Source organism: Pseudooceanicola marinus (assembly GCF_020177265.1).
GTDB classification, from domain to species: domain Bacteria; phylum Pseudomonadota; class Alphaproteobacteria; order Rhodobacterales; family Rhodobacteraceae; genus Pseudooceanicola; species Pseudooceanicola marinus_A.
Genome location: NZ_JAIVMC010000001.1, coordinates 481133 through 506104, shown reverse-complemented (window position 1 = coordinate 506104; position 24972 = coordinate 481133). Strand labels below are relative to the sequence as shown.

Annotated in this window: 25 protein-coding genes and 1 riboswitch; of the genes, 7 read left to right on the top strand and 18 right to left on the bottom strand. The window is 67.9% G+C overall.

Translation table 11 applies throughout. The features are described 5' to 3' along the window. Window positions 1-448 precede the first annotated feature (448 nt). Complete coding sequence (locus LC066_RS02375) at window positions 449-1669, bottom strand: NtaA/DmoA family FMN-dependent monooxygenase (protein ID WP_224896379.1); 1221 nt, start codon at window positions 1667-1669, stop codon at window positions 449-451. Between the two features lie 141 nt (window positions 1670-1810). Continuing rightward, window positions 1811-1920: riboswitch (TPP riboswitch) on the bottom strand. A gap of 424 nt (window positions 1921-2344) precedes the next feature. Between LC066_RS02375 and LC066_RS02370 the strand changes: the two genes are divergently transcribed. Then, window positions 2345-3112, top strand: coding sequence for a glucose 1-dehydrogenase (locus tag LC066_RS02370; protein ID WP_224896378.1), 768 nt, complete (start codon window positions 2345-2347; stop codon window positions 3110-3112). A gap of 551 nt (window positions 3113-3663) precedes the next feature. On the opposite strand, the gene LC066_RS02365 is transcribed toward LC066_RS02370, so the two are convergent. After that, the gene (locus LC066_RS02365; RefSeq protein WP_224896377.1) at window positions 3664-4626 is read right to left on the bottom strand and encodes a helix-turn-helix domain-containing protein; all 963 of its coding nucleotides are present in this window, start codon (window positions 4624-4626) and stop codon (window positions 3664-3666) included. 149 nt (window positions 4627-4775) lie between these two features. Between LC066_RS02365 and LC066_RS02360 the strand changes: the two genes are divergently transcribed. The 3 genes from LC066_RS02360 to LC066_RS02350 are packed head-to-tail and all read left to right on the top strand — an operon-like array spanning window position 4776 to window position 8622. After that, window positions 4776-6995 (top strand): TonB-dependent receptor, encoded by a 2220-nt coding sequence (locus tag LC066_RS02360; RefSeq protein ID WP_224896376.1) that lies wholly within the window; start codon window positions 4776-4778, stop codon window positions 6993-6995. A gap of 2 nt (window positions 6996-6997) precedes the next feature. Beyond that, window positions 6998-7396 (top strand): hypothetical protein, encoded by a 399-nt coding sequence (locus tag LC066_RS02355; protein ID WP_224896375.1) that lies wholly within the window; start codon window positions 6998-7000, stop codon window positions 7394-7396. Continuing rightward, window positions 7393-8622 (top strand): MFS transporter, encoded by a 1230-nt coding sequence (locus LC066_RS02350; protein ID WP_224896374.1) that lies wholly within the window; start codon window positions 7393-7395, stop codon window positions 8620-8622. The genes LC066_RS02355 and LC066_RS02350 overlap by 4 nt, the downstream gene beginning before the upstream one ends. Window positions 8623-8669: 47 nt before the next feature. Here the strand turns inward: LC066_RS02350 and LC066_RS02345 are convergent, their stop codons facing one another. Both LC066_RS02345 and LC066_RS02340 read right to left on the bottom strand, forming a co-directional pair. Beyond that, entirely contained in the window at window positions 8670-10373 is a 1704-nt protein-coding gene (locus tag LC066_RS02345; RefSeq protein WP_224896373.1) for an ABC transporter ATP-binding protein, read from the bottom strand. 96 nt (window positions 10374-10469) lie between these two features. Continuing rightward, window positions 10470-11369, bottom strand: a complete 900-nt coding sequence (locus tag LC066_RS02340) for a siderophore ABC transporter substrate-binding protein (protein ID WP_224896372.1) — start codon at window positions 11367-11369, stop codon at window positions 10470-10472. 71 nt (window positions 11370-11440) lie between these two features. On the opposite strand from LC066_RS02340, the gene LC066_RS02335 reads away from it, so the two are divergent. Beyond that, on the top strand, window positions 11441-11920 hold the full coding sequence (locus LC066_RS02335; RefSeq protein ID WP_224896371.1) for a MarR family winged helix-turn-helix transcriptional regulator: 480 nt from the start codon (window positions 11441-11443) through the stop codon (window positions 11918-11920). Between the two features lie 71 nt (window positions 11921-11991). Here the strand turns inward: LC066_RS02335 and LC066_RS02330 are convergent, their stop codons facing one another. Both LC066_RS02330 and LC066_RS02325 read right to left on the bottom strand, forming a co-directional pair. Next, window positions 11992-13950, bottom strand: a complete 1959-nt coding sequence (locus LC066_RS02330; RefSeq protein WP_224896370.1) for a TonB-dependent receptor plug domain-containing protein — start codon at window positions 13948-13950, stop codon at window positions 11992-11994. Window positions 13951-14169: 219 nt separating this feature from the next. Beyond that, on the bottom strand, window positions 14170-14664 hold the full coding sequence (locus LC066_RS02325; protein WP_224896718.1) for a LysR substrate-binding domain-containing protein: 495 nt from the start codon (window positions 14662-14664) through the stop codon (window positions 14170-14172). A 142-nt stretch (window positions 14665-14806) separates the two neighbouring features. Here LC066_RS02325 and LC066_RS02320 point away from each other — a divergent pair, with 142 nt between their 5' ends. Then, window positions 14807-15331, top strand: a complete 525-nt coding sequence (locus tag LC066_RS02320; RefSeq protein ID WP_224896369.1) for an NAD(P)-dependent oxidoreductase — start codon at window positions 14807-14809, stop codon at window positions 15329-15331. Window positions 15332-15459: 128 nt separating this feature from the next. Here LC066_RS02320 and LC066_RS02315 read toward each other — a convergent pair whose 3' ends face one another. From LC066_RS02315 to LC066_RS02285, 7 genes are all read right to left on the bottom strand, one after another. Beyond that, window positions 15460-16077 carry a M20/M25/M40 family metallo-hydrolase gene (locus LC066_RS02315; protein ID WP_224896368.1) on the bottom strand — a complete coding sequence of 206 codons (618 nt, stop codon included), beginning with the start codon at window positions 16075-16077 and terminating at the stop codon, window positions 15460-15462. Window positions 16078-16086: 9 nt separating this feature from the next. Then, entirely contained in the window at window positions 16087-16482 is a 396-nt protein-coding gene (locus LC066_RS02310) for a M20/M25/M40 family metallo-hydrolase (protein WP_224896367.1), read from the bottom strand. A gap of 203 nt (window positions 16483-16685) precedes the next feature. Next, window positions 16686-17501: a (S)-ureidoglycine aminohydrolase gene (gene allE / locus LC066_RS02305; RefSeq protein ID WP_224896366.1), complete on the bottom strand. Its 816-nt coding sequence runs from the start codon at window positions 17499-17501 to the stop codon at window positions 16686-16688. 43 nt (window positions 17502-17544) lie between these two features. Beyond that, the gene (locus tag LC066_RS02300) at window positions 17545-18252 is read right to left on the bottom strand and encodes an amidohydrolase family protein (protein WP_224896365.1); all 708 of its coding nucleotides are present in this window, start codon (window positions 18250-18252) and stop codon (window positions 17545-17547) included. 501 nt (window positions 18253-18753) lie between these two features. Next, window positions 18754-19029, bottom strand: coding sequence for a creatininase family protein (locus LC066_RS02295; protein ID WP_224896364.1), 276 nt, complete (start codon window positions 19027-19029; stop codon window positions 18754-18756). A gap of 10 nt (window positions 19030-19039) precedes the next feature. Next, window positions 19040-19201, bottom strand: coding sequence for an oligopeptide/dipeptide ABC transporter ATP-binding protein (locus LC066_RS21555; RefSeq protein WP_224896363.1), 162 nt, complete (start codon window positions 19199-19201; stop codon window positions 19040-19042). A gap of 6 nt (window positions 19202-19207) precedes the next feature. Continuing rightward, entirely contained in the window at window positions 19208-19798 is a 591-nt protein-coding gene (locus tag LC066_RS02285) for an ATP-binding cassette domain-containing protein (RefSeq protein ID WP_224896362.1), read from the bottom strand. A gap of 357 nt (window positions 19799-20155) precedes the next feature. On the opposite strand from LC066_RS02285, the gene LC066_RS02280 reads away from it, so the two are divergent. After that, window positions 20156-20623, top strand: a complete 468-nt coding sequence (locus LC066_RS02280; protein WP_224896361.1) for a GNAT family N-acetyltransferase — start codon at window positions 20156-20158, stop codon at window positions 20621-20623. A gap of 10 nt (window positions 20624-20633) precedes the next feature. Here LC066_RS02280 and LC066_RS02275 read toward each other — a convergent pair whose 3' ends face one another. From LC066_RS02275 to LC066_RS02255, 5 genes are read right to left on the bottom strand one after another with little or no spacing between them, the layout of a single operon-like run. Then, a complete protein-coding gene (locus tag LC066_RS02275) occupies window positions 20634-21650 on the bottom strand; it encodes a zinc-dependent alcohol dehydrogenase (protein ID WP_224896360.1) in 1017 nt (338 codons plus the stop codon). A 2-nt stretch (window positions 21651-21652) separates the two neighbouring features. Beyond that, window positions 21653-22654, bottom strand: a complete 1002-nt coding sequence (locus LC066_RS02270; protein WP_224896359.1) for a branched-chain amino acid ABC transporter permease — start codon at window positions 22652-22654, stop codon at window positions 21653-21655. Window positions 22655-22663: 9 nt separating this feature from the next. Then, the gene (locus LC066_RS02265; protein WP_222474472.1) at window positions 22664-23524 is read right to left on the bottom strand and encodes a branched-chain amino acid ABC transporter permease; all 861 of its coding nucleotides are present in this window, start codon (window positions 23522-23524) and stop codon (window positions 22664-22666) included. Continuing rightward, window positions 23511-24242: an ABC transporter ATP-binding protein gene (locus LC066_RS02260; RefSeq protein ID WP_224896358.1), complete on the bottom strand. Its 732-nt coding sequence runs from the start codon at window positions 24240-24242 to the stop codon at window positions 23511-23513. Before LC066_RS02260 ends, LC066_RS02265 begins: the two co-directional genes overlap by 14 nt. Beyond that, a complete protein-coding gene (locus LC066_RS02255) occupies window positions 24239-24967 on the bottom strand; it encodes an ABC transporter ATP-binding protein (RefSeq protein WP_224896357.1) in 729 nt (242 codons plus the stop codon). Before LC066_RS02255 ends, LC066_RS02260 begins: the two co-directional genes overlap by 4 nt. Between the last annotated feature and the right edge of the window lie 5 nt (window positions 24968-24972).

Here is a 24972-nt window from a genome sequence, read left to right as displayed (position 1 = left end):
CAACGCTGGTAGGCGAAGTCGGCGTACAATCAGCGAGCGCCGGCGTGGTGAGAATGGCCAGCGTAGAAGCGCCTGCAAGTAGTTTTTTCATGAATTCCCCGCATGGATTATTATTTGGCGTCCACGCCCCGTCGCCGCCGCGCTTCCGGAAAAATGAAGCGACGATCTCAATCTTCGAAATCATGTGCCACAAGAGCGTGTATGCCTCAGGAAGACTTACACAAGGCTTAGTCCAAGATGCAATTGATTTCGAACCGAATTCGTCGTGCCTTCCGACTCTTTTTTCGCTTCACGGCGCCCTGGATTGCGCGCATCGGGTCGCTCGCCTGCGAAACGGGGAGGGCAGGCAGGGGCGAAGTGACTTGTCAGTAATGCAGCGCGGGGACAGGTCTTCTATGGCATGCTAAACCATCCGGCAGGCTGGGCCATTCTTCCTTCGCGTGCGGGATCAGATCCGGCCAACGGTGGGAACCAGCTGTCCAAACCTCTCGATCCCTTGGGGGAGAAGGGGCGGCATCACGTTGAAACCGTCGGCCGCGCCGGCCTCGACCCACTGTCGCATGACTCCGGCGACCTGCTCTCCCGTCCCGACGACAAGGAGGTGGCCGCGCCCGGCGGCGAACCGGGCCAGCAACTGGCGAAGCGTCAGGGCCTTTTGCCGTGCCTCGCCAAGCAGGACGTGGGCGCGGGAGTTGCTGAAGGCATTGGGCGCCAGGTCGCCCGGCCCGAAAGGCACCGGCGCGTCGAGGGTAAGACCGGCCAGGGACAGCCCCAGGAACCGCTCCAGCTTGGTCGTGGCGTGATCAAGGTTCAGGCGCTGCGTGAGCGTTGCCAATTCCGCCTCGGCGGCCTCCGCCGTTTCGGCCACGAAGGGAATGAGGCCGGGCAGCACCGCGATCTCGTCGGGGTCTCTTCCGGCGGCTGCGGCCAGGGCCCTTGCGCGATCCCGGAACGCCCTGGCTGCGGCCATGTCGGACTGCACGGTAAACACCTGGTCGGCGTGGCGCGCCGCGAAGGCCAGACCAGCGGGCGATGACCCGGCCTGCGCCAGCAGCGGCCGGTCCCAGGGGGCGGGGGAGAGGTTCAGCGCGCCATGGATGGCGCCGAACCTGCCCGTGGCGTCCACCCGCGGCGGCGTCGTGTCAAGCCAGCGCCCCGCCGCCTGATCGGCAAGCCGGGTGATCCCGTCCCAGCCGCCCCAGAGGGCGCGGACGGCCCCCACCACCTCCTCAGCGCGGGCGTAGCGGTCTTCGGTGCCAGGCATCTCGGACCAGCCGAAGTTCTCCGCCTCCTGCGGATAGGAGGATGTGACGATGTTCCAGCCCGCCCGACCTGCGCTCAGGTGATGCAGGGACAGGATGCGCCGGGCCAGGTGCCAGGGATGGTTGAAGCTGGTCGAGGCGGTGCCGGTCAACCTCAGCCGGCTGGTTGCGCCAGCGACTGCGGCCAGAACCATGAAGGGGTCGAGCGCTTCCGAGGGGTGATCCTCGGGCCGGTCCTGCAGGCAGAGGATGTCCCCGAGGAAGAGCCCGTCGAACCCGGCGGCCTCTGCCTGTTGGGCGCACTGGATCCAGTGAGGCAGGGTCAGAGGCGCTGTCGGCTCCATGTCAGGATGGCGCCAGGCGGCCTCATGGCTGCCGTAACCGAAGACCACGGCATTGAGGATCATTGCGCCACCTCGCCGCGAACGAGGACCTCTCCCGGCACCCATGGGGTTTGGCCCTTCGCCGGTTGCGGGGGCAGGGGCGCGGGGCCCCGCACCAGGGCGTCCAGCGCGCTCGACAGCATTAAGGGATGCGACATCAGAGTGTCGTGAAACATGGGACCTCGCTCCGCCGGCATTATCCGGATCAGCTTTGAAAGGGTTCGCGCCGCGCCGCGCATCTCAGCCCCCGTGTCGGAGCACCCCTGGTTGTGCTCGCACCGTGCAGGCGGCTGGTGGCGGTGTCAATGCGCAGACGCTTTCGAGCGGACCGGGGGCTTTCGAGAACTGTCCGGTTTCGGCCCGCACGGCACAGGTTCTCGGAATGAACGGGGTCGCCAACACCGGGCCGCGTGTTCCGAGAGGCGGATGCCTGAAACGCAATGGCTCGTCGGAGAGCGCAGATTGATCGCGCAGCGCATTTTCCCCCTCGACCGTGCAATCTCGGGCTGGGTGGGCAGAAAACCGGGGGGAGGCCCGCAGGGAATTCGCGACCGGCCACAAATCAGATCAACCCGCTGATCCCCTTTCACCTTTCGGAGAGGCCACGGTCATCCGCGCCGCGCACGCTTGTTCCTTCGCACCTTTGTGGTACGCATCAACTCATATTAGTCGCAACACGTAGATCAAGGAGCCTGTCCTATGCAACGTTTTGAAAACAAGGTCGTCATTATCACGGGTGCGGCCTCGGGCCTTGGCGCGGCCACGGCCGAGCGTCTGTCGCAGGAGGGGGCGAAACTGGTCCTCGTCGATCTGAACGAGGACGCCCTGGCCGAGGTCGCCGGCAAGCTGGGCGGCGAGGTCCTGACGGTGAAGGCCAATGTCGCCTCGCTGGATGACGTGAAGGCCTATGTCGCCAAAACGGTGGAGAAATTCGGTCGCATCGACGGCTTCTTCAACAATGCCGGGATCGAGGGGAAGCAGAACCTGACCGAGGATTTCGGCGCGGAGGAATTCCACAAGGTCGTGTCGATCAACCTCGACGGTGTGTTCTTCGGCATGGCCGAGGTGCTGAAGGTCATGCGCGCGCAGGGCTCCGGCTCGATCGTGAACACGGCCTCCGTCGGGGGGATCCGTGGCGTCGGCAACCAGTCGGGCTATGCGGCCAGCAAGCACGGCGTCGTCGGGCTGACCCGCAACAGCGCGGTGGAGTACGGCCAGTACGGGATCCAGATCAACGCCATTGCCCCCGGTGCGATCATGACCGCGATGGTCGAAGGGTCGCTGCGCCAGATGGGCGGCGACGACTGGGAAAAGGTCGGGGAAGAGTTCGTTTCCGTCAACCCGATGAAGCGTTTCGGCAAGGTCGAAGAAGTGGCCGCCCTGACCGCCTTCCTGCTGTCCGGCGAGTCCGTCTTCGTCAACGGCGCGGTGATCAACATCGACGGTGGGCAGTCCTACAAGTACTGACCCGAGTTACCCCCGCCGCACAGCGCGGCGGGGGCCGTTCGGGACCCGGCAGCTCGCGCGTTCCGAGCCGGAGATGCGACCTCCGACACAAATCGCTCCCTCGAAACTCCGGCAGAGACGTCGTGGACCTCCTGCGCGGGGGGGCAACGCTGCTCAGAACCTGCGGTCTGCCCCGAGGTGCCAGGCGGTCAGGGTTGTTCCGACGGCTGGGCTGCGGACCGGCTGGCCTCGCGTCTTTGGCGGTCTTCCCGTTCCCCCTCCCGCTGCGATCTGACGCAGAGCACGAAGGTGGCAGCGACGATGCTGACCTTGAAAACACCGAAGAGAATGGGGACCCAGGTCATTTGCGGAGTTCCTTGAATTCGCTTGATCTTTCGGGGCGCACTGATGCCGAGCTGGCGGGCGTACAGTGGGCTCCCCGACGTCCAGGCGATACCGGGCGCCGTGCCGGACATCAAGGATGACAGCCGGCCTCAGGGGCCTCGCGAAGTCCTTCGCGACGATCTGCCGCTGTGTGCGGGCGCGGGCCTGTCGCGCGGTCGGGCCCGGGTTCAGGCCTCGCCGTTCCGGCTCTTCGCGTCCTCTGCCGGGTTCGCCTGCGCAAGGGCCGCCCGACGGCAGGCGGTCGGGCTGATCCCGAACCGGGCGCGGAAGCACTTGCTGAAATAGGACGCATCCTTGAACCCGCTGTCGAACCCGACCTGGGCCACCTTGAGGTCGGCGCCCCCGTCACACAGCGCGCGGCGGGCCCGGTCCAGCCGCTTGTCCCGCAGCACGTCGGAGAAGGTCAGTCCACTGGCCGCGAAGACCGCCTGCACCTTCCGGCTGCTCATGCCGACCTGGCGGGCGAAACTGGTCAGGGTCAGGTCCCGGTCGCCAAGCGCGGCCTCCATGCTGAAGCTGAGGCGCTCGATCTCTGTGGGGAAGGCCCAGTCACGGGAGAGGTGATCCATCGCCATCTGAAGGGTCTCGATGAACTGGCGTTGCAGCATCTGCGCATCGGAGCGTCGGTGCGGCGCGGCGCGCAGGAGGTAGCCGCCGAAGTAAATCAGCATCTTAACCGAGGCCAGCGACAGGGGCAGGACGGCCAGAGGCGCCTCGGCCCGTGGGCCGGGCCCTTTCAGCAGGACAACGTCCAGCCGTCCGCCGGTCTCCAGCAGGACCGTGGTCGTCGCGCGCGGAGAGATCATGGCGATGTCACCGCCGGTGAAGCTCTGCGGGGCGATCTTCTGCGCTGACAGCGCCATGCCGTTGGCGGGCGCGCGCAGCAGCAGGGCGGAAGCCGTGGACGGCTCGACAGTCAGGCGCACCGGGTGGCTGCGGAACCGCAGCGACAGCAGCTGCAGCCGCCCCAGGTCAAGGGTCGTGGCATCAACCTCGCCCGCGCCCTCGACACACAGCGGAAGATCCTGCGCGCGCAACACCTCGGCCAGCCGCGCGGGTTTGAGGCGCCGCAGAAGCGTCGCGTGCAGCAGGTCTTCGCTAGGGTCGAACGGGGGCGCGTCCTGGCGCATGCGCGGTCCTTCCGGTCTTATGCGCGAGATTTACAGTCGCGTGAATTGCAGCTCCGGCATAAAGGCGACAATTTTACTTAGCAATTGATTTCCGCACGCCGTCGCCAGCGGATTCTTTCCTCCTGCCGCCATCAAGAGAGAGACCGACCGTGCCCTTGCCCCTGCGTCCCCGCCGCCCCGTTCTTGCTGCCCTGCTGCTGACGGCTGCCGCCTTGCCTCACCGGACCGAGGCGCAGGCCTTCGAGCTGGAGCCGATCACGATCTTCTCTGCCACCCGCAGCGAGCGCGAGATCGGCAGCATCCCCGGCGCCGTACAGGTGATCGAGGGCGACCGGATCCGCGAGCAACTGACGCGTGGTAATGACCCCACGGCGCTGCTGGCGCGGCTGGTGCCGGGGTTCTCGGCCCCGAACCAGTCGCTGTCCGGCGCCTCCGAAACCTTCCGCGGACGCGGCCTTCTGGTGATGGTCGACGGGGTGCCGCGCAACACGCCGCTGCGGGACGTCTCGCGCATCCTGTCGGTGATCGACCTGAACAGTGTCGACCGGATCGAAGTGGTGTCCGGGGCCTCCAGCCTCTACGGCCCCGGGGCTACGGGCGGCACGATCAACATCATCACCGAAAGCGGCCACAACGCGGGCACCGCCCCTGTCGTCACGCTGAACAGCCGCCTGAAGGCCTATACCGAGGATCCGGGCGGCTCGCTGCGCAGCGAACTGTCGCTGGGGATCTCGCAGGACCTGGGCGCCTTCGATTATGCGGCCACGCTCAGCGGATCGCGGTCGAACCGGACCTATGGCGGGGACGGGGCCGAGCTGCCGTCGGACCCGATGCTGGGACAGGGCGGGCTCGATCGGGCGGACAACCTATCGGGCAGCCTCGTGCTGGGCTGGGACCTGGCCGAGGGGCGGCGCCTGGAATACGGGTTTGAGGCGGTCCGCTACACCCAGTCGCCGGACTACTTCAGCCGCTATTCGGCCGATGCGGTGACCCAGGATCCTTCCGCACCCTACACGGGCGAGGACATCACCGAGACCTCGGACTACCACCGGCTGAGCTATTTCGACGACACGCTGGCGATCGGCGCGCTCAGCGCAACGCTCAGCTTTGCGGATATCGAGAAGGGCTTCGGCTTCACGCCCTACAGCAGCTACAACAGCCAAGTCTACTATTCGGGCGATCCTGCCGATCCCATCGCCGATTTCAACCAGACCACGTTGACCAGCAAGCGCACCGCGCTGACGGTGGCCATCGACACGCCGCTGAACTTCGGCGCGCGGGATGGCGCCTCGCTGAGCTGGGGCATCGACTGGAGCCATGACGAAACCGGCCAGACCCTGGTCAATGGCGCCGATGCCATCGCGCCGATGGAACAGACCACCCGCGCCGCCTTCGCGCAGCTGACCCTGCCGGTTGGCGAGCGGCTGACCCTGTCGGGCGGCGCGCGCTACGAGCGGTTCGATCTGACGGTGCGCGACTTCATCCGGCCCGACGCCTATGTGGCCGGCAGCGTCTTCCCGGCAATCTCGGTCACCGGGGGCGACTTTGACTATGACCAGTGGACGTTCAACGCCGGGGCGACCTTTGATCTGACCGAGGAAACCCAGCTGTTCGGCGGGTTCAGTCAGGGCTATTCGCTGACCGACATCGGCAGCTTCACCCGGCGCGCGGGGCTGAACTCCGTGGCCGAGGCCTGTGCGGCCTACGGCACGCTCTACAGCCCGGCCTGCGGCACGCCGCCGACCTTCGCGCTGGCCTATGGCGACATCGCGCCGGAACCGCAGCTGGTGGACACCTACCAGCTTGGCCTGCGCCACCGCGGTGCCAGCTGGAGCGGGCAGGCCACGGCCTTCTACTCGGTGTCGGAAAATGGCGTGACCTATGATTTCGCGAGCAACCGCGTGCAGCAGCAGCGCGAGGAGATCTGGGGCGTCGAACTGTCGGGCTCCGTCGATCTGGGCGCCGCGACGACCTTCGACGGTCTTCTGGCCTGGCGCGAGGGCAAGTTCGACAGCGACGACAGCGGCTCGGTCGACGAATGGCTGCCCAACAACCGCATCGCCACGCCGCTGCGCGCGGTGCTGGGGCTGGCCCACCAGTTCGACAACGGGCTGAGCCTGCGTGGCGAGGCCGTCTACCTCGGCGGGCGCGACAGGCAGGCAGAGCGCGCAGGGGCCACCACCGAGCTGGAGGACGTCACGCTGGTGAACCTGCAGGCGTCGATGCCCCTGGGGCGCGGCGATCTTTCGGTGGCCGTCGAGAACCTCTTCGACGAGGATTACCTCAACCCCACGGCCACCGCGACGCGCAACCTGCCGGTGCGCGGCGACGGGCGCACGGTCAGCGTCGGCTACGCGATGACCTTCTGAGGATGATCACCCTGGAGATCCGACCCGACGCCCGGCCGGGCCTCGCGCTGATGCACCTGGCCTTTCGCCCGCCACGGGTCGACGAAGACGCCGCGCGCTACCTTGCCGCGCTGGAACGGATCGGCGCCCAGGAGGCGCCCTTCCTGCTTCTGCTCGACCTGGCCGGCGCCGGCATGGCCCCACCGGAGCTGCGGCGGCAGGAGGCGCGCTGGCTGAAGAAGAACCGCGACGGATTGCGCGCCAGGCTCTGCGCCGCGGCGGTGGTGATGTCCCGCCCGACGCCGCGGGCCGAGCAGTCCTTCGCGCGCCTGTTCGATGCGCCCGTCCTGCTGAGCGACAGCCGCGCGGCGGCGCTGTCCTTCCTGCTGTCCCCGACCGTCGAAACGGAGGCTCGCCCATGACCGCTGCCCGCGCTGCGCATCCCTGGCGCCTCTATGGCGTTCTGGCCGCCCTCTACCTGGCGCAGGGCGTGCCGACCTATCTCTTTGCCGCCGCCATCCCGCCGATCCTGCGCGAGCAGGGTGTGTCGCGCGCGTCCATCGGCATGCTGTCGCTGCTGGCCCTGCCGCTGGTGTTCAAGTTCCTCTGGGCGCCGCTGGTCGACCGCATCGCGCCGCTGGCGCGTCTCGGTCAACGCAGCGGCTGGATCCTGCTGTGCCAGGGCATCTCGGTGCTGGCGGTGGCATCGCTGGCCTTCTTCCCTCCGGAGAACCTGCTGGCGATCTTTCTGACCGGGCTTGCCGTCGCCCTGGCCCTGGCGACGCAGGATGTCGCCACCGACGGCTATGCCACGCTGCGTCTGGCGCCGCGCCAGCGCGAGATCGGCAATGCGATCCAGGCCGGCAGCGTCGCGCTTGGGGTTCTGGCGGGTGGTTCGGCCTCGCTGCTTCTGTACTCCGTGGCCGGCTGGCAGGTGATGATGCTGGCTGCTGCCGGGGTGATGTGCCTGCCCCTGCTGGCGCTGCCCTTCATGGGCGAGGCGCCGGTGGCACGCGACGCCGCACCCCGCCGCCGGCCGTCGCTGCGCGCTTTCTTCGCCCGGCCCGGCATGTTCGGCATTCTCGCGCTCGCGCTGATCTATCGCGCCTCCGAAGGGCTGGTGAAGGCGATGGAAGGGCCCTACCTGGTGGACATCGGCCTGGACCTGGACACCATCGGCCTGCTGTCCGGCGGCTCTGCCGCCACGGCGGGGCTGATCGGGGCCGCCGTCGCTGCCCTGGCCCAGCGTCGCCTGGGGGCCGGGGGGCTGCTGATCACCCTGGGCTGCGCCCGGACGCTGGTCTTCGCGCTCTTTGCCGCCCATGCGACCGGGCTCTTGGGGACGGCGGCTGCACCGGCCATGGCGGCGGCGGTGGCGCAGACCCTGATCCGCTACATGGAGATCGTGGCGCTCTACAGCCTGTTCATGGCGGCCTGCAGTTCCGATCAGCCGGGGACGGATTTCACCATCCTCGCCAGCGCGCAGCTGCTGGTCTATCAGCTGGGCGCGGTGCTGGCCGGGCAGATCGCCGATGCGGCGGGTTACGCAGTGCTGTTCTGGCTGGCGGTGGCGATCTCCGGCCTTGCGGTGAGCTGGGTCATTCTTCACCTGCGCCGCCGTCCGCAGGCCGCAGCCCCCGCCGCCTGACCGTGATCCCGGAGCGACGGCGCCAACGCGCCCTCGCCCCCGGCGCCTCAGACGCCGTTCAGGCTGGCGTAGCGCCCGGCGCGGGCGCGCAGTTCGGCATCGGTGCCCATCTCGACGATCCGGCCGTGGTCCATCACGACGATGCGGTCGGCCTCGCGGATCGTGTCCAGGCGGTGCGCAATGACCAGGGTCGTGCGATGTCGCGCCAGCTCGGTCAGGGCGGCCTGGATCTGGCGTTCCGTCTCGGTGTCCAGCGCCGAGGTCGCCTCGTCCAGCACCAGGATCGGCGGGTTCTTCAGGAAGGCGCGGGCAATCGCCACCCGTTGCTTCTGCCCGCCCGACAGCATCACGCCGCGTTCCCCGACCACCGTGTGCAGCCCCTCGGGCATGGCGTCGATCATCGCCCCCAACTGGGCGCGCTCCGCGGCCTCGCGGATCTCCGCCTCGCTCGCGTCCAGGCGGCCATAGGCGATGTTTTCCATCAGGGTGCCGCCGAAAAGGAAGACATCCTGGCTGACCAGCCCGATCTGGCGGCGCAGCGAGGACAGGGTGACGTCGCGGATGTCGGTGCCGTCGATCAGGATCCGCCCCTCGGTCGCGTCGTAGAACCGCGGCAGCAGGGACAGAAGCGTGGTCTTGCCCGCGCCGGAGGGGCCGACGAAGGCCACCGTCTGGCCGGCGGGCACCGTCAGGGAGATGTCGCGGACCACCGGCCGCTCGTCGCCGTAGTCGAAGTGGACCCGCTCGAAGCTGACCTCGCCCCGGAATGGCGCGGCGGGCCGCGCGTCAGGGGCATTGGCCACCTCGGGCTGCGTGCCCATCAGGTCGAGGTAACGGCGGAACCCGGCGATGCCGCGCGGATAGACCTCGATCACCGCCGCGATCTTGTCCAGCGGGCGGAAGAACACCCCGACCAGCAGCAGGAAGGCGACGAAACCCCCGGTGGAAAGCGATCCGTTCAGCACGAAGATCGCCCCGGCCACCATCACGATCACCTGGATCAGGCGCATGCCCATGTAGTTGAGAGAGCTGGAGGCGGCCATCACCTTGTAGGCCGACAGCTTGGTATCGCGGTAGGCGGCGTTGTCGCGGGCGAAGAGCGCGCTTTCATGCTCTTCGTTGGCGAAGGCCTGAACGACACGCATGCCGCCGACGTTCTCTTCCAGCCGCACATTGAAGGCCGCGACGCGGGCATAGATATCGCGCCAGGTCCGGGTCATGCGCCCGCCGTAGATCGCGACGATGGCCACGCAGGCGGGCACCACGGCGGCGGTGATCAGCGCCAGTTCCAGGTTGATCGTCAGCATCAGCAGGAAGGCCCCGACGAAGGTCATCACGGCGATGAACAGATCCTCGGGCCCGTGGTGGGCGACCTCGCCGATCTCCTCCAGGTCGCGGGTCACCCGCGCCACCAGCTTGCCCGTGCGGACCCGGTCGAAATAGGAGAACGACAGTTTCTGCAGGTGATCGAAAGCGCGGCGCCGCATCTCCGTCTCGATGTTGATGCCCAGCATGTGACCCCAGTAGATCACCACCGCCATCAGCCCGGCGTTCAGCAGGTAGATCGCCATCAGCCCCAGGGCCGCAAGCACCGTCAGGGACATGTTGCCCGAAGGCAGCAGCCGGTCGATGAAGGCCTGCACGGCCAGCGGAAAGGCCAGTTCCAGCAGACCGGAGAGCACGGCACAGCCGAAGTCGAGGAAGAACAGACGCTTCCACGGGCGATAGTAGTCGAAGAATTGGCGGAGCATCTGGCCTCGGGCGCTGGTGTCGGTCTGGCAATAGCAGGGCAGGGCGAGGGGCGACAGTCCGGCGCACGACGTGGCGCCGGCCGCCCCTCAGTCCCCTCAGTCTCCGCCGGCGGCGAGGGCGCTGCGCAGGGTTTCCAGGGTCTGCAGGGTTGACTGGATGCCACCCCCGGCGATGTAGAGCGGCCCGGCGTCGAGGTAGATCACCTGGTCCGACTGCCAGGCCTTGGTTTCGTGCATCAACGCGTTGTCCAGCGTGGCGCGGGCGTTCGGGCCTTCACCGCCGATCGCCGCCATCCGGTCGATGACCAGCAGCCAGTCCGGGTCGATCTCGCGCAGGTACTCGAAAGACACGGCCTCGCCGTGGGTCTCGGCGGTCAGATCGCCGGCGGCCTCCTCCAGCCCGGTCAGGTCATGTAGCCAGCCAAAGCGCGACCCGCGCCCGTAGACCGAGACCTTGGGGCCGTTGGTCAACACGATGAGCGCGTCGCCCTTGCCCTCCGCGGCCCGTGTCGCGGCGGCAATGGCATCTTCCACCTGCTGGTGCAGGGCGGCGGCCTCGTCTTCCAGGCCCCAGATCCGGCCATAGGCCTGCAGCCGTTCCAGACCCTGGCCAATGATGTCATCGCCCCAGATGGTCATGTCGATGGCCGGAACGATGCGCTGCACGTCCTCCAGGTGCGGCTGCGACCGGCCCCCGAGGATCACTAGCTCCGGCTGGGCGGCGTTGATCGCTTCGAAGTCGGGCTCGAAGAGGGTGCCGATGTCTCCCGCGTAGTCCGAAAGGTACGGCAAGTAGGTGTCGCTGATCGCGGTCAGGCCGGGCACGCCGAGTGCGTCCAGCGTGTCCAGCGCCGCCATGTCGTAGACGAAGGTCGTCTCGGGCATGGTTTCCACCTCGACGGGACCGGGAAAGGTCCGCACGGAGATGGTTTCGGCCTGTGCGGCGGTAGCAAGGCCGAGGCAGGTGGAAAGGGCAAGCATGGCGACGCGTGTCATGTGGTCCTCCTATGGTGTTGGGGCAGTGGTCGGGGTAGGTAAGGTGCGGAACTAGGAACGGGCGACCCGACATGGCAGCTGACAGTCAGGACACGGAGCTGGATCCCTTTGCGGGGGATGACGATCCGCGCATGGGGGCGAACCGTGTCTGGTTCAACCTGCTGCGGGTGCAGCGCAGTGTCGGGGCCCGGATCGCCAGTCGGCTGCGCGCCGAGGGGATCGGCGACCCGATCTGGTACGAGATCCTGCTGGAACTGGAACGCGCCGGGCCGCAGGGCATGGTGATGGCGGACCTGGAGCGCAAGCTGTTCACCCGGCAATATGCCCTGTCGCGCCACGCGTCGCGGATCGAGGCCCAGGGCTGGATCCGCAGCGAGGCCTCGCCGGGGCCGGGGCGCAGCAAGCGGCTGGTGCTGACCGATGCGGGCCTGGGCATGCACGACCGTATCTGGGAGGTCTACAGCGAGGTCATCGCGGAGGAGCTGGGCGCACGGATGAGCACGGAAGAGGCCTATGCGCTGGCCCGTCATCTGATCCGTCTCTATCCCTGACGCACCGGTGACGCCGCCGACCCCGGGGGACCGGCGACGTCGGTTGGGGCCATGGGCTGGCCCGGCCCGCATCAGAAGCGCGAGACCGCCACGAGGGATACGGTGCGCCCCGGCTCCTTCAGCGTGGTGATCGAGCCGTATTCGGCGCCGTAGGTCGCGCGGTCGGCGTATTCCTCATCGAAGAGGTTGTTGACCCCGAGGCGCAGCGTCAGGTTCGGCAGGCGCGGGGGGACATACTCCGCCCAGGCATTGACCACGGTGTAGCCCTCGTAGTCGTTCAGGCTGTCATCCGGCGCGTCCTCGTCCAGGGCGATGTCCAGCCCGCCGCCGACGGTCAGCCCCTCGACGCCGGTCTGCTGTTCGAACTCGACGGCCATGATGGTGCCCAGGGGCGCGCCGAAGTCCTGTGCCTCGTAGCTGCCGGCGGTTTCCCCGTCGACCTCGACCGTGCTGTGCGACAGGGTGGCCCGGGCAAAGCCGCTGGACCAGCCGTAGGTGGCACCCAGGTTGAAGCCGCGGCTTTCGAAATCGAAGGTGGAGGTGCCGGACCGGGCGTTGGACATCTCGGTGACGAAGACCTCGCCCGACAGGGTCAGATCGCCCCGGGTCCAGTCGAAGCCCAGGGTGGCGTTGTCGGCCCGCACGGCCTTCAGGTCGTCATAGGCGGTGGCGCCGCGCAGCCCCTCGAACAGGTAGTTGTCCTCGATCACCAGCCCGCCGAAGACGGAGGAAACGCCGCCGCGCAGAGCCAGCTCCTCGGTCAGCTGGTAGGTCAGCGAGGCATTGCCCGAGACCCCGTCGAAGGTTTCCTTGGCGCCGTTGACCCCGGTGAACCGCTGACGGTCGTAGCGCGCGCCGAAGGACACCTTCAGCCGGTCCGTGGGCTGCAGGCGCGCCTGGGCGAAGAGGCCGAAGTTGCGAGAGGTCTCCCTGTCATCGCCCGGGTAGGTGGCATCCTCGCTGTAGTAGTGGCCCGACTTGCGCTGGAAGTCGATCCCGGCGGTCACCCTCTCCTCGGCGTTGAGGTTGAACGTATTCTCGATGGTCGCGGAGGTCGTATCGGAGGTGCCGTTGCTGTCCCAGGGTTCGGGCTTGTCGATCTGGCTTTCCGAATAGCCCAGGTGCACCCGCGGATCCCAGAGGCCGGTGGCTTCGGGGGTTTCATAGGTGAAGGCGTAGCTTTCGCGCGTGGTGTCGTACGGCAGCAGCGCATCGGTGACACCGCCGCGGCCGCCGAAGTTTGCCCGTTCCTGGCGCAGCGTGCTGTCTTCCAGGCGCTGTGCCGAAAACTCGAACCGGTGGTCGCCGGCCTGGTAGGCGGCCTTGGCGAGGTAGCTTTGCAGGTCGGCGCGCGTGCCGTAAATGCGCTCGCCCGCGCCGGAGTCGTAGTCCGACCCATCCGCGATCTTGCCGTAGAGCAGCCATTCGAACCCGCCGCCCTGGCCCGCCAGCGTCAGCCCCGATTGCAGGGTCTCGCCGTTGTCCGAAAAGGACAGCCGCAGGTTGCCGCCGAAGGCGTCGCCGGGATCGAGGATGTCGGAGGCATCGACCGTCTCGAAGACGACGGAGCCGGCCAGCGCGCCCGGGCCCGCATCGGCCGGCGAGACGGTGGCGTCGGCACGCACCTGTTTCAGCAGGCCGGGGTCGATGGCATTGGCCGAGACATGGTGAAAGGCGCGGTTGTTCTGCGGCGTGCCGTCCATGGTCACGCCGAGGTTCAGCATGTCGACACCGTTGACGAAGATCTTCTGCGTCAGCGGCAGGGCGCCCCCGACCGAGACCGAGGCGATGCCGGAGAAGACATCCTTCAGGTCCCCGGACCGCGCCTGCTCCAGTTCCCGTTCGGAGACATACATCGAGGTGGCGCGATCCGCGGCCGCGCCGAGGTCATCCTGGCTCTGGATCACGATCGGATCCAGGGCGAATGCGGTGGTCGTGTCCTGGGCAAGCAGCGGCTGGCCCGAGAGGGTCAGCAGCGCGATGATGCTGCAGGAGGCGCGGTGACGCGGGCGAAGCGCGGAAAGTGTCATGGATGTCCCCGGATGCTGTCTGAGTATGGTTGGCTGCGCCCATCCGGGGCGTGGCTTGCAAGTCGACGACTAATTTGGTCGGATTTAATATGCAAGTGCATGTATCGAGCCCGCGCAAAACTGTGGCCTCGGCGCCAGACCTGACTGGATCGAGCCAGACCGGGACGGGCCGGGGCAACGTCGGACCGGGCGCTTCGGCACCGCCGGAGTGTCGGCGCGCTAGTGCAGTTGGATGCTGACGACGTCGTCGAAGTCTCGCGCCCAGGTCTCCGCCGCCTGGCGGGCCAGATCGAGAAGCTGGAAGCAATACTTCCGCCGTGCACGGTTCAGGTGGGTCGCTGTGATGTCGAGCGATGGCACAGGGGTATGGGTCGGCACACGGATCAACTCGCCACTGTGCAGGCTGTTCTGCACCCGCGCCAGGATCAGGGCGGAGACACCGAAGCCGGCCAGCAGCATCTGCTCGATGGTGATCTGGGAATCGCAGAAATGGCGCGGTCTGGCTTCATCCCCGTCGTCTTCCGAGGCGATAAGTGGCGCGAAGCTGCGATAGATCGGGGAGTGCCGGGGGTAGAGCTCGAGGGGTAGGCGGCGCAGCTCGTGATCGCTGAGCGAAGCCTCGGTGCCCGGTTCGTTGGCCCGGAAGGCCAGATCGAGGCCGCCGGCGTCAGCCTGCCGTTGCAGCACCGTGTTGGAGCCGGTGATGCGGACCATCGGCACCGATCTGCGTCAGCGGATGATGAAATACGTGCTGCTGCATGTGCTGCGCCTGCACCGCCGCATACCCGAACTGATCGCCTCGCAGGCGCGCGGCAAGTGGTAACAGGTTTCAACCCCGCTGGCGCGCGATTGCACCGTGGCGGTTCTTGGCCTGGGCAACCTCGGTGCCGAGGTGGCCCGACACTTGTCGCGCACGGGGTTCCGCACCCTGGGCTGGGCGCGTTCGCCCAAGCAGATCGAGGGGGTCGAGTGTTTCGACGGGCCGCACAGCCTGGACGAGGTGCTGGCCCAGGCCGATATCGTGGTCAACATGCTGCCCCTGACCCCGGCGACAGAGGACATGGTCGACGCCGCCTTCCTCGGCAAGATGAAGCGCGGCGCGGCCTTCATCAACACCGCACGTGGGCGCCACGTGGTCGAGGAGGATCTGCTGGCGGCCCTCGACGCAGGCCAGCTGAGCCATGCGACGCTGGACGTCTTCCGCCAGGAACCGCTGCCCGAAGACAGCCCCTTCTGGTCGCATCCCGGTGTCACCATCACGCCGCATATCTCCTCCATTGCCGATCCGGAGACCGGGGCGGTGATCGTGGCCGAGAACGTGCGCCGCTTCGAGGAAACCGGCGAGTGGTCGCACCTGGTGGATGTCGCCGCAGGCTACTGAGGCCGCAATGCGGTGCGGGGCGCGCCTGTCAGGGCGCGCCGGCACGGTCATGGGAAAAGGCGCGACCCCGGAGGGCCGCGCCTTTGTCGTTTTCGGGGGGATGGCCGGGGCCGTCCCGGCGACAGGGATCAGCCGGCCGGGGCCTCGGCCGCCAGCGAGCGGATCAGACCGCGCAGCAGAAACTCGCGCCGGGCCAGGGCTGAGATCACCAGGTACTCGTTGGGCGAATGCCAGGCGTTGCCGATCACCCCCAGCCCGTCCAGCGTCGGCACGCCCGCCGCGGCGGTGAAGTTGCCGTCGCTGCCACCGCCCGAGTGCATTTCCTCCAGCGGGGTGTCGATCTGGGCGTTGATCGCGCGGGCGCGTTCGAACATCTCGACGATCTGCGGCGTGCGCTGCATGCAGGGCTTCTCCATCTCGCCCGACAGGGCGAAGCGCACGCCGGGGTCTTCCGGTTGCAGCGCCTTCAGCATCGTCTCGACCTCTCCGGCCACCGGGTTCTCGGCAAAGCGCAGGTCGATGTCGCAGGCAGCATGGCCCGCGACCACGTTGGGTTCGGTGCCACCGCGCACGCGCCCGACGTTCAGCGTGGTGCCCCGGTCGCGGTCGGTCACCTGTTCCAGCTTGCCGATCACTCGGGCCAGTTCGAGGATCGCCGAATGCCCCTCGTGGAAGGCGGATCCGGCGTGGGATTCCTGACCGTGGATGTCCAGCCTGTACTTGGACCGGCCCTTGCGGAAAGTCACCACCTGGTCCTAGCGCGACGGTTCGGTCACCAGCACGCTGCCGTGACGGCGCGCCTCGGCCTGGATCATCTGGTGCGATGTGGGGGAGCCGATTTCCTCGTCGCTGCTGAAGATTATGGTGACCGGGTCGGGCAGGCCGCCGCCGTCGTGCAGCAGATTGCGGATGGCGCAAAGCGCCAGGTAGGCGCCGCCCTTCATGTCCGCGATGCCCGGGCCGTGCATGTGATCGCCGTCGCGGCGCAGGGCCACGCTGCCCGGCGGGCAGACGGTGTCGATGTGGCTGGAGACCAGCACGCCCGGACCGTCGCCCCCGGCAAAACGCGCGATCAGGTGGTCACCCATGCCGTCGCGCCCGGGGATCCGTTCCAGCGTCGCGCCCATGGGCATCAGTTCTTCGGCGATCATGTCCTGCAACTGTCCCAGCGGCTCGATCGCGCCCGAGGGCGTGTCGACCTCGACTCAGCGGAGCAGGCCGCGCAGGATGTCCTCGGTGTTCATCAGGCTCTGTGTCATGTCTTTTCCTTGTCCTGTGCGGGAAGCGCGGGCCCCGGCGCGGGTGGACTGCCCCGGACGGCCTTAGCAGGCCGCCCGGCTCTGACGCGCTGCCGTCAGTCGAACCGCACGTCGCGGTTCACGTCCTTGTAGAGAAGGTAGGCGCTTTCCTCCCAGCCGCCGGCGTAGAACTGCTGCGGCACCCAGGGCCCCATCCAGATGAAGTCCTCGGTCCAGACCTCGTGCCAATCCCAGTCCAGCATGTACATGCCGCCGCCGCGCAGCATGAACAGCGCATGTTCCATGATATGCGTTTCGACCGAGGGGAAATGGGTGCCGGGGGCCAGGGCCAGCACGTTCATCTCCATGTCGAAGGCCATGTCGCCGCGCGGCAGCAGACATTGCCAGCCGCGGCCCTCCTGGCCGGAGAAGTTCTCCACCGGGGTAGCGTCGAGCGACGAGATGATCGGGGCTGGGGTGTCGACGCCCGGCAGGGCCTCGTAAGGTTTGTAGAACTCCAGCAGGCGGGCGGTTTCGCCAGTGTCGTTGGTCACCTCGAAGCCGAGACCGGCAGGCACATAGGCAAAGCCGCCGTCCTCCAGCACGATCTCGTCCAGGCCGTCGATCTTCAGGCGCAGCTGGCCCTCCCGCAGCAACAGGAAGTGCTGATTGCCGTCGTTGCGCGGCGCCATGGTGCCCCCGCCCGGTTCGATCAGCAGCATCGTCTGGGCGAAACGTGCCCCCATCTGCGGAGCGGCGAGGAAGTTCACCGTGGTATCGCGGTAGTCGGGCAGCCGGCTGGGCAGCACACCATCGGGGGGCACCAGCGCATAGTTGCGTTTCACGACACCGCGGGAATAGGCGGTGGCGCCGGGGGCGACGGTGGGGGCGCTGTCGGGCAGGATGCGGCGGTGGTATTCAAGCTTGGGCATGGGGCCTCTCGGGGTCTCTCGTCTGGAATGGCGGGGCGGGCGGTCAGCCGGGGGGGACCGGCGCCGCCGTCGGGTCGAAATCATTGGCGTGCCGGCCTCGCGGGCGGGCAAGCTCGTAGGGATCACGCGCCAGGAACCGGCCCTGGCCGGGCTCGGCCAGGACCTGCCCATCCCGCATGGCCAGCTGGCCGCGCAGGTAGGTGGCCACGGGCGCGCCGGTCACCTCTATCCTCTCGTAGGGTGTGTAGTCGACGGCATGTTGCTGGGTCGCCTGTGTGATCCGGTCGCGGGCCTCGGGGTCCCATAGCACCAGATCGGCATCCGCGCCCGGCGCGATGGCGCCTTTCCGGGGGTAGAGCCCGAAGATCTTCGCCGGGTTGGTCGCGCTCAGCCGGGCGAAGGTCTCCAGGTCGATCCGCCCCTTCGCCACCCCTTCGGAAAACAACAGCTGCATGCGGGCGCCGATCCCCGGGATGCCGTTCGGTATGGCCGGGAAGGGCGCATCGGCCCCGTTCATGTCCTTCGAATTCTCCGGGCCGCTGGCGAAATAGGCGCTGTGATCCGACGAGATCACGTCGATCACCCCGCGGCGGATGTCGTCCCAGAAGGCGTCCAGCGCGTGTCCGTCGCGGGGCGGCGGGCTGCAGATGAATTTCGCCCCCTCGACCCCGGGGCGATCCATGTCGCTGTCCCGCAGCACGAGGTATTGCGGGCAGGTCTCGCCCCAGACCTTCAGGCCGCGTCGTTGCACGCGCCCGGCCACCGCCCCGCAGGCTTGCGTCGAAGACCTCGGTGACGGAGGCGTCGCGCAGGTCCGACAGGAAGCTGATGATGGAGGTGGTGCCGCCCGCCAGCGTGGCGCGGTGCCTGTGTCGAAGCATTCGGCCTGTTGGCCATTGCCGGGGCGCAGCTGGTCGACGTCGCAGCGGCGCATGCCGCCCTCGGTGACGACGGTGCCGCCCCTGATCACCCGTTCATCGGTCTGTGCATGGTCATGGTTCCTTGGTTTGAGACTTTGGGCCGGCTCAGCCGGCATAGGCGGGATCGCGCATGTGATCGCGCCTGAACCCTACAGCCACACGGGTCAGCCGCTCGGCCAGCAGGCGCCCCGTTTCAGGCGAACAGAGCGCGCGATCCTCGGTCCAGATGCCGTCGGGCGTGGTCTCGGCCGCTTCGATGGGGCACTGGATGTCGATGTCGTCATAGGTGACGTGGTTGAAGGGGCCGGGATCATCACGCCGTCGCTCTGTCGTCAGCGCATTGTCACCTCGTTGATCGGGGCGACGTTGTTGCCATGGCCATTGACGATGAAGATCCGGTCCAGCCCGTGGCGCAGGAAGCCCGCGATCATGTCGTCCAGCGTGGCATAGGACAGCGCCAGGGCCTCGGCGAAGAGGTAGTCCCCCATGGGCGCATGGGTGCCCTGGTCCTCCAGGGATCCCATGGGCAGGATCAGGAAGCTGTCGGCGGTCAGCGCGCGCCGGGCCTCCTCCGAGGTCTGCTCGGCCAGTGTAAGTTTGTCGGTCATGTGCGGGCTTTCAGATGTCGTCGCGGATGCAGGCGACGTGACGATTGTCGGGGCGTCGGCGAAGTTCTGGCACGGCCTCGCCGCAGGCGGGCAGGGCGAAGGGGCAGCGGGTCCGGAACGGACACCCCGAGGGCGGATTGCGCAGCGACGGCATCTCGCCCGTCAGGCGCACCGTTTCCTACCGCGCCTTGCCCAGGGTGGGTTCGGCGGCGACCAGCGACCGGCTGTAGGGATGGGCGGGGTCGAAGAAGACGTCATCGGCCACCCCGACCTCCATCACCCGGCCCATGTAGAGCACGATGATCCGGTCGGAGATGAAGCGCACGACCGACAGGTCGTGGCTGATGAACAGCATCGAGATGACGACCTTGTCGCGGATGCGGCTGATCAGGTTCAGGATCTGCGCCTGGATGGACACATCCAGCGCGGTGGTGGGGTCATCCGCGATCAGCAGCCTGGGCGACAGCACGAGGGCCTTGGCGATCATCACCCGCTGTTTCATGCCGCCCGAGTTCTCATGCGGGAAGGCATCGACGCGCTGTTCGGGATCGGTGATTCCGACACGGCGCAGCCCGTCGATGGACAGGGCGTAGGCCTGAAGACTGTCCTCGTCCTGGTCTGCCACGTCGATCACCTCGCCCGAGCGGTGGCGCAGTTGCAGCGCGCCGTCGCAAGAGTTCTGGGAAGTCTGGAAGGACACCTGGCGCAGCAGGTCGCTCGGCGCACGGTCCGCCAGCGCCACGTCGATGGACAGGTCACTGACGCGCACGACCTCGTCCTCCCGCGGCGGCGCGGCTCTGGTCGACCCGCCGAGGCTCGGCAGCAGCGGAACCCTGGGGGCCGGGGCCCGCGGGTCCTGGTGATCGCACCGCCTGCCACTGCCCTAGGGTCAACCTATGGCGTGTCTCGGGGAGCCATATCGCCCTCGCTGCCCCGGCTTCGCCAGAACGCGGCGCGGGGATACGGCCCGGACTGCCCAGAGAATGTGCGCCCCGTGGGCGGGAACGGGACCTGCCGGACCGAACGCCGGCGTCCGGTTGACGCGCGGGGGGCGGCTATGGCACGGGCGCGGGTTGAATGATGCACGCCGGCGCGCGGGCGCCGGGACCAGCCGAAGGAAGGACCCATGTCCCTAACACTCCGCCGCAATTACGACGTCGATCTGGTGCCCCTGGCAGGGATGCTGCCGGACGCCGAGATCCCCCTGCTCAACCCCAATGCCAAGGTGCCCTTCGACGAACGGGAATGGCGCCTGAAATGGCTGGGAGAGCAGGACGACGTGTCCTTCTACCTGCAGGATGCGGCGGGGCGCGACGTGGGGTTCTTCGCCCTGCGCGTCGGTGTCGGGCCGGAGGTGCGGCACCTTACCTATGTCTACCTCGTCGAAGAGGCGCGTGGCGGGGCCGCAGCGGAACTGACCGAGCGGGTGGAGCAGGCGGCCCGGGACCTGGGCGCGCTGACCCTGACCCTGAAGGTCGAGGTCGACAATGCACCGGCGCATAACGCCTATCTGTCCGCCGGCTACGAGGAGCTGTCGCGGCGCCAGGGCATGGCGACGATGCTGCTGGATCTGGAGACGCGTCAGGCCGCCTGATCCGCGCTGGTCAGGCCAGCGCCCCGGGATCGACCAGGACCTTGCACTGGGTGGTCCGGCGGCGCAGCGCCTCGAAGGCCTCGGGCATCCCTTGCAGGGACACCTGAGAGGAGATCAGGTGCTGCGGCGCATAGGTCCCGCCGTCGAGGGCCCGGATGGCGGTTTCAAACTCCGGCATGGTGAAGAAGACCGACATGACGATGTCCACCTCCTTCGAGATGGCGCGGAAACTGTCCAGATGATCCGGCGCGGTGCACAGGCCCAGCACCACGACCTTGCCGCGCGGGGCCACCAGGTCGATGCAATGGTCGATCAGCCCCGGCTTGCCCACGCATTCAAAGACGATCTCGGGCGGCGTGCCGCCACAGGCGTCGGCCACGCGGGGGGCCATGTCCTCACCCGACAGGACAAATCCGGTGGCGCCCAGATCCATGGCCCGGTCGCGTTGGTGGTCGTGCAGGTCCGCGACGACCACATGGGCCGCGCCCATGCGCCGGGCCCAGAAGGCGACGGCCAGCCCGATGGCGCCGGCGCCCATGATCAGCACCCGGGCGCCGGGCCGCAGCCCCGCGCGCAGGATGCCATGCAAGGCCACCGCCAGCGGCTCGGCCAGGGCGCCGTCGGTCGTTGTGATCCCCCAGGGCAGTTTGCGGCACTGGATCTCGTCCAGCGCGGCGTATTCGGCGTAGCCGCCGCCGATCAGCTCGAACCGGCTGCACCAGGCGGGCTCGCCCCGCTGACAGGCCGGGCAGCTGCCGCAGCCTCGCAACGGCGCCGCCGAGACGTGATCGCCGGGTTTGAGGTGCTGCACGCCACGGCCCACGTCGATCACCTCGCCCGAGAACTCATGCCCGATCACCTCTCCGCCCTGCAGACCGAAGGTGGCATCCTCGGTCATGTGCAGGTCTGACCCGCAGATGCCGCAGCGGCAGACCTTCAGCAGGACCTGGCCCGGCCCGGCCTCGGGCGTGTCCACATCGGCCACGCGCAGGGGCTGGCCCAAACGGTCGAAAACGGCGGCTTTCATGCTTACTCCTCCACGATCAGCTTGCGGCGCACCGGGAACCAGGGATGGTCGCCCAGTTTCTGCAACAGGCCCCAGACGCCGCCGCGGGCGTAAAGGGCGATGACGAGGGTCAGAAGGCCCAGGACGATCAGGTAGGCGGAGCCGAACTCGCCAAAGAGCCGGTCGGCGAAGAAGTAGATCAGCGCGCCCAGGATCGCCCCTTCGATGGAGCCGATGCCGCCCACCATGACGATGAAGATCGACATGGAGGCCCAGAAGGGATCGAAGCCCGCGCCGGGGGTGATCCGCAGCTGCGCCATGTAGTAGATCGCCCCGGCCAGACCGGTGCCCACGGCCGCCGCCACGAAGATGCAGAACCGCAAGCGGCCCACGTTGACCCCCTGGCTGGCCGCGGCCACCGGGTTGTCGCGCATCGCTGTCAGCGCCAGACCGTGACGCGAACGCAGAAGCCAGTAGCTGCCGCCGATGGTGGCCAGCAGCAGCACGGCGCAGAGGAGGACGAAGGCCACCTCGCGTTCATGCTGGCTGTACTGGGTCATCACCCTCAGGGTCATCCCGGCGCCCGCGTTCACGTAATCTATGTTGGAGGTCGCCAGGCGCACCGCCTCGGCCACCACCCAGGTGCCGATGGCGAAATAGGGCCCGTCGAGGCGGCGCAGTAGCAGGTAGGTCGGCACCGCCAGCACGGCGGGCGCGATCAGCGACAGGAAGACGGCGACGAAGGGGTTCACGCCGAAGTTCTGTGCCAACACGAACAGAAGGTAACCCGCCACCCCGATGAAGGCTTGTTGCCCGACCGAGACCAGCCCGGCGTAGCCCGCCAGCAGGTTCCACATCTGTGCGATGGCGATGTAGCAGCACAGCTCGATGGCCCAGCGGATGTTGCCCGAGGTGGCCCACCAGGGCATGGCGACAAGGGCGACGAGCACCACGATCCCCAAGGTCATCGCGATCCGGCTGGAGGTCGTGGCGCGGGCCACGCGCATGTGTTTGATCGTTTCCATGTCCAGACTCTATTTCTTGCGTGCCATGATGCCTTCGGGTCGCGTCGCCAGGACCAGAAGGAAGACGAGGTGCCCGAAGAGGATGCCCAGCCCGGGATCGACCCGCAGCCCGATGGCCTGGGCCACGCCCAGCACCATCGAGCCCAGGAAGGCGCCCCAGATGGATCCCATGCCGCCGATGATCACCGCCTCGAAGGCGTAGATCAGCTGGGCTGAGCCGTCCGAGGGCGACACGGTGGCGCGCAGCGCGGCGAAGACGGCGGCGAGGCCGAGGATGCCGACCGCGATGGCGGTGGCCGTGGCATAGATCCGTTTGGGATCGACGCCGGTCATGGCCGCGGCCTCGGTGTCGGCGGCGGCGGCGCGCAGCCCCCGCCCGAAGCGGGTGTAGCGCATCACCGCGTCCAGCCCGCCGGTCAGCACGAAGGCGCAGATCAGCACGATCACCGGCAGCAGGCCGACATAGATCGGCCCGATCTGGAAGGACTCGCTGGCGATGCCGGAATTGGGCAGGCTGCGGGTGTCGGCGGACCAGACCTCCAGCATCAGGTTCTGCAACGCGATGGACAGCCCGAAGGTGGCGATCAGCGAGGGCAGGGGGTCGGCCCCCACGACGCGGTTCAGGATGAAGGTCTGAAGGGCCCAGCCGATACCCACGGCAATCGGCACGATGACCACGATCAGTCCGATATTGCCCACGGGCAGCACGCCGGCCAGCGAGACGGCGATCAGCGACAGCAGGATCATCACGTCGCCATGGGCGATGTTCACGATCCGCATCACGCCGAACATCAGCGCCATGCCAAGCGCGTATTGTGCGTACATGCCGCCCAGCAGGACGCCCTGGATGATTGCATCAAGCCACTGCATCTGTCGCTCCGAAATAGGCCGCGGCGATATCGTCGCGGGAAATGTCACTGGAGGCGCCGGTCAGCGTGATCCGCCCTTCGAGCATGCAGTAGAGCCGGTTCGACGCCTCGCGGGCGAGGGTCACGTCCTGCTCCACCAGGACGATGGAGGTGCCGGCGGCGGTGATCTCGGGCAGGATCGCGTAGATCTCTCGGATCACCTTCGGCGCGAGGCCCAGGCTGATCTCGTCGCACAGAAGGACCCGCGGCTGGCAGAGCAGCGCGCGGGAGATGGCGACCATCTGCTGTTGCCCGCCCGACAGGTCCTCGATGGGCTGGCGGCGTTTCTCGCCCAGGATCGGGAACAGCTCGAACAGCCGCTCGCGGGTCCATTGGCCCTCGCCCTCGGGCAGGCGGGCGTTGTCGATGGCCACGCGCATGTTTTCCTCGACTGTCATGCCGACGAACAAGCGCCGCCCCTCGGGCACCATGGCCAGGCCGCGCCGCACCATGCGATGCGCCGGGGTGCCGCCGACGGCCGCGCCGTCATAGCGCACCATCTCGGGCGCCACTGGCAGCAGGCCGAAGACGGATTTCAGGAAGGTCGACTTGCCCGCGCCATTGGCCCCGATCAGCGAGATCACCTCGCCCTCGTGCAGCTCCAGGTCGATCCCGAAAAGGGCCTGGAAATCGCCGTAACCGCCGGTCAGGGCGTGGGTCGACAGAATGGGTGTGCTCATGCCTCGATCCCCATGTAGACGCGCTGCACTTCGGGGTCCTGCATGACGGTGTCGGGGGTGCCTTCGGCGATCTTCACGCCGAAGTTCAGCACCATAACCCGGTCGGCCACCGCCATGAGGGCGTGCAGAACGTGTTCAATCCAGATGATGGTCACGCCGCGGTCGCGGACCCGGCGGATCAGCGCCACCAGTTCGGCGCCCTCGGCGTCGGTCAGACCGCCCGCGATCTCGTCCAGCAGCAGCAGCTTGGGCCGCCCGGCCAGCGCGCGGGCCAGTTCCAGCCGCTTGCGATCCAGCAGGGTCAGGCCGCCCGCCAGGGTGTTGGCCCGCGCCAGAAGCCCGCAATCGGTCAGGATCTCGGCGCAGTGATCGGAGGCCTCGGCCTCCTTCATCTTCGCGCTGAGCATCGCCGGGACCATCAGGTTTTCAAAGGCCGTCATCTCGCCGAAGGGCTGGGGCACCTGGTAGGTGCGCCCGATACCCCGCTGGCACCGCCGGAACGGCGGTTCGGCCCGCAGGGGGGAGCCGTCCAGTGACAGCTCCCCGCCGTTGGCGGCGTGATCGCCGCTGATCAGGTTGAATAGCGTGGTCTTGCCGGCGCCGTTCGGCCCCAGGATCCCCAGGACCTCGCCCCGGGCCACGCCGAAGGTCACGTCGTCCACCACGGTGACGGCGCCGAAACGCTTGGTCAGGCCGCGGGCCGACAAAAGCACCTGTTCAGACATGCCGC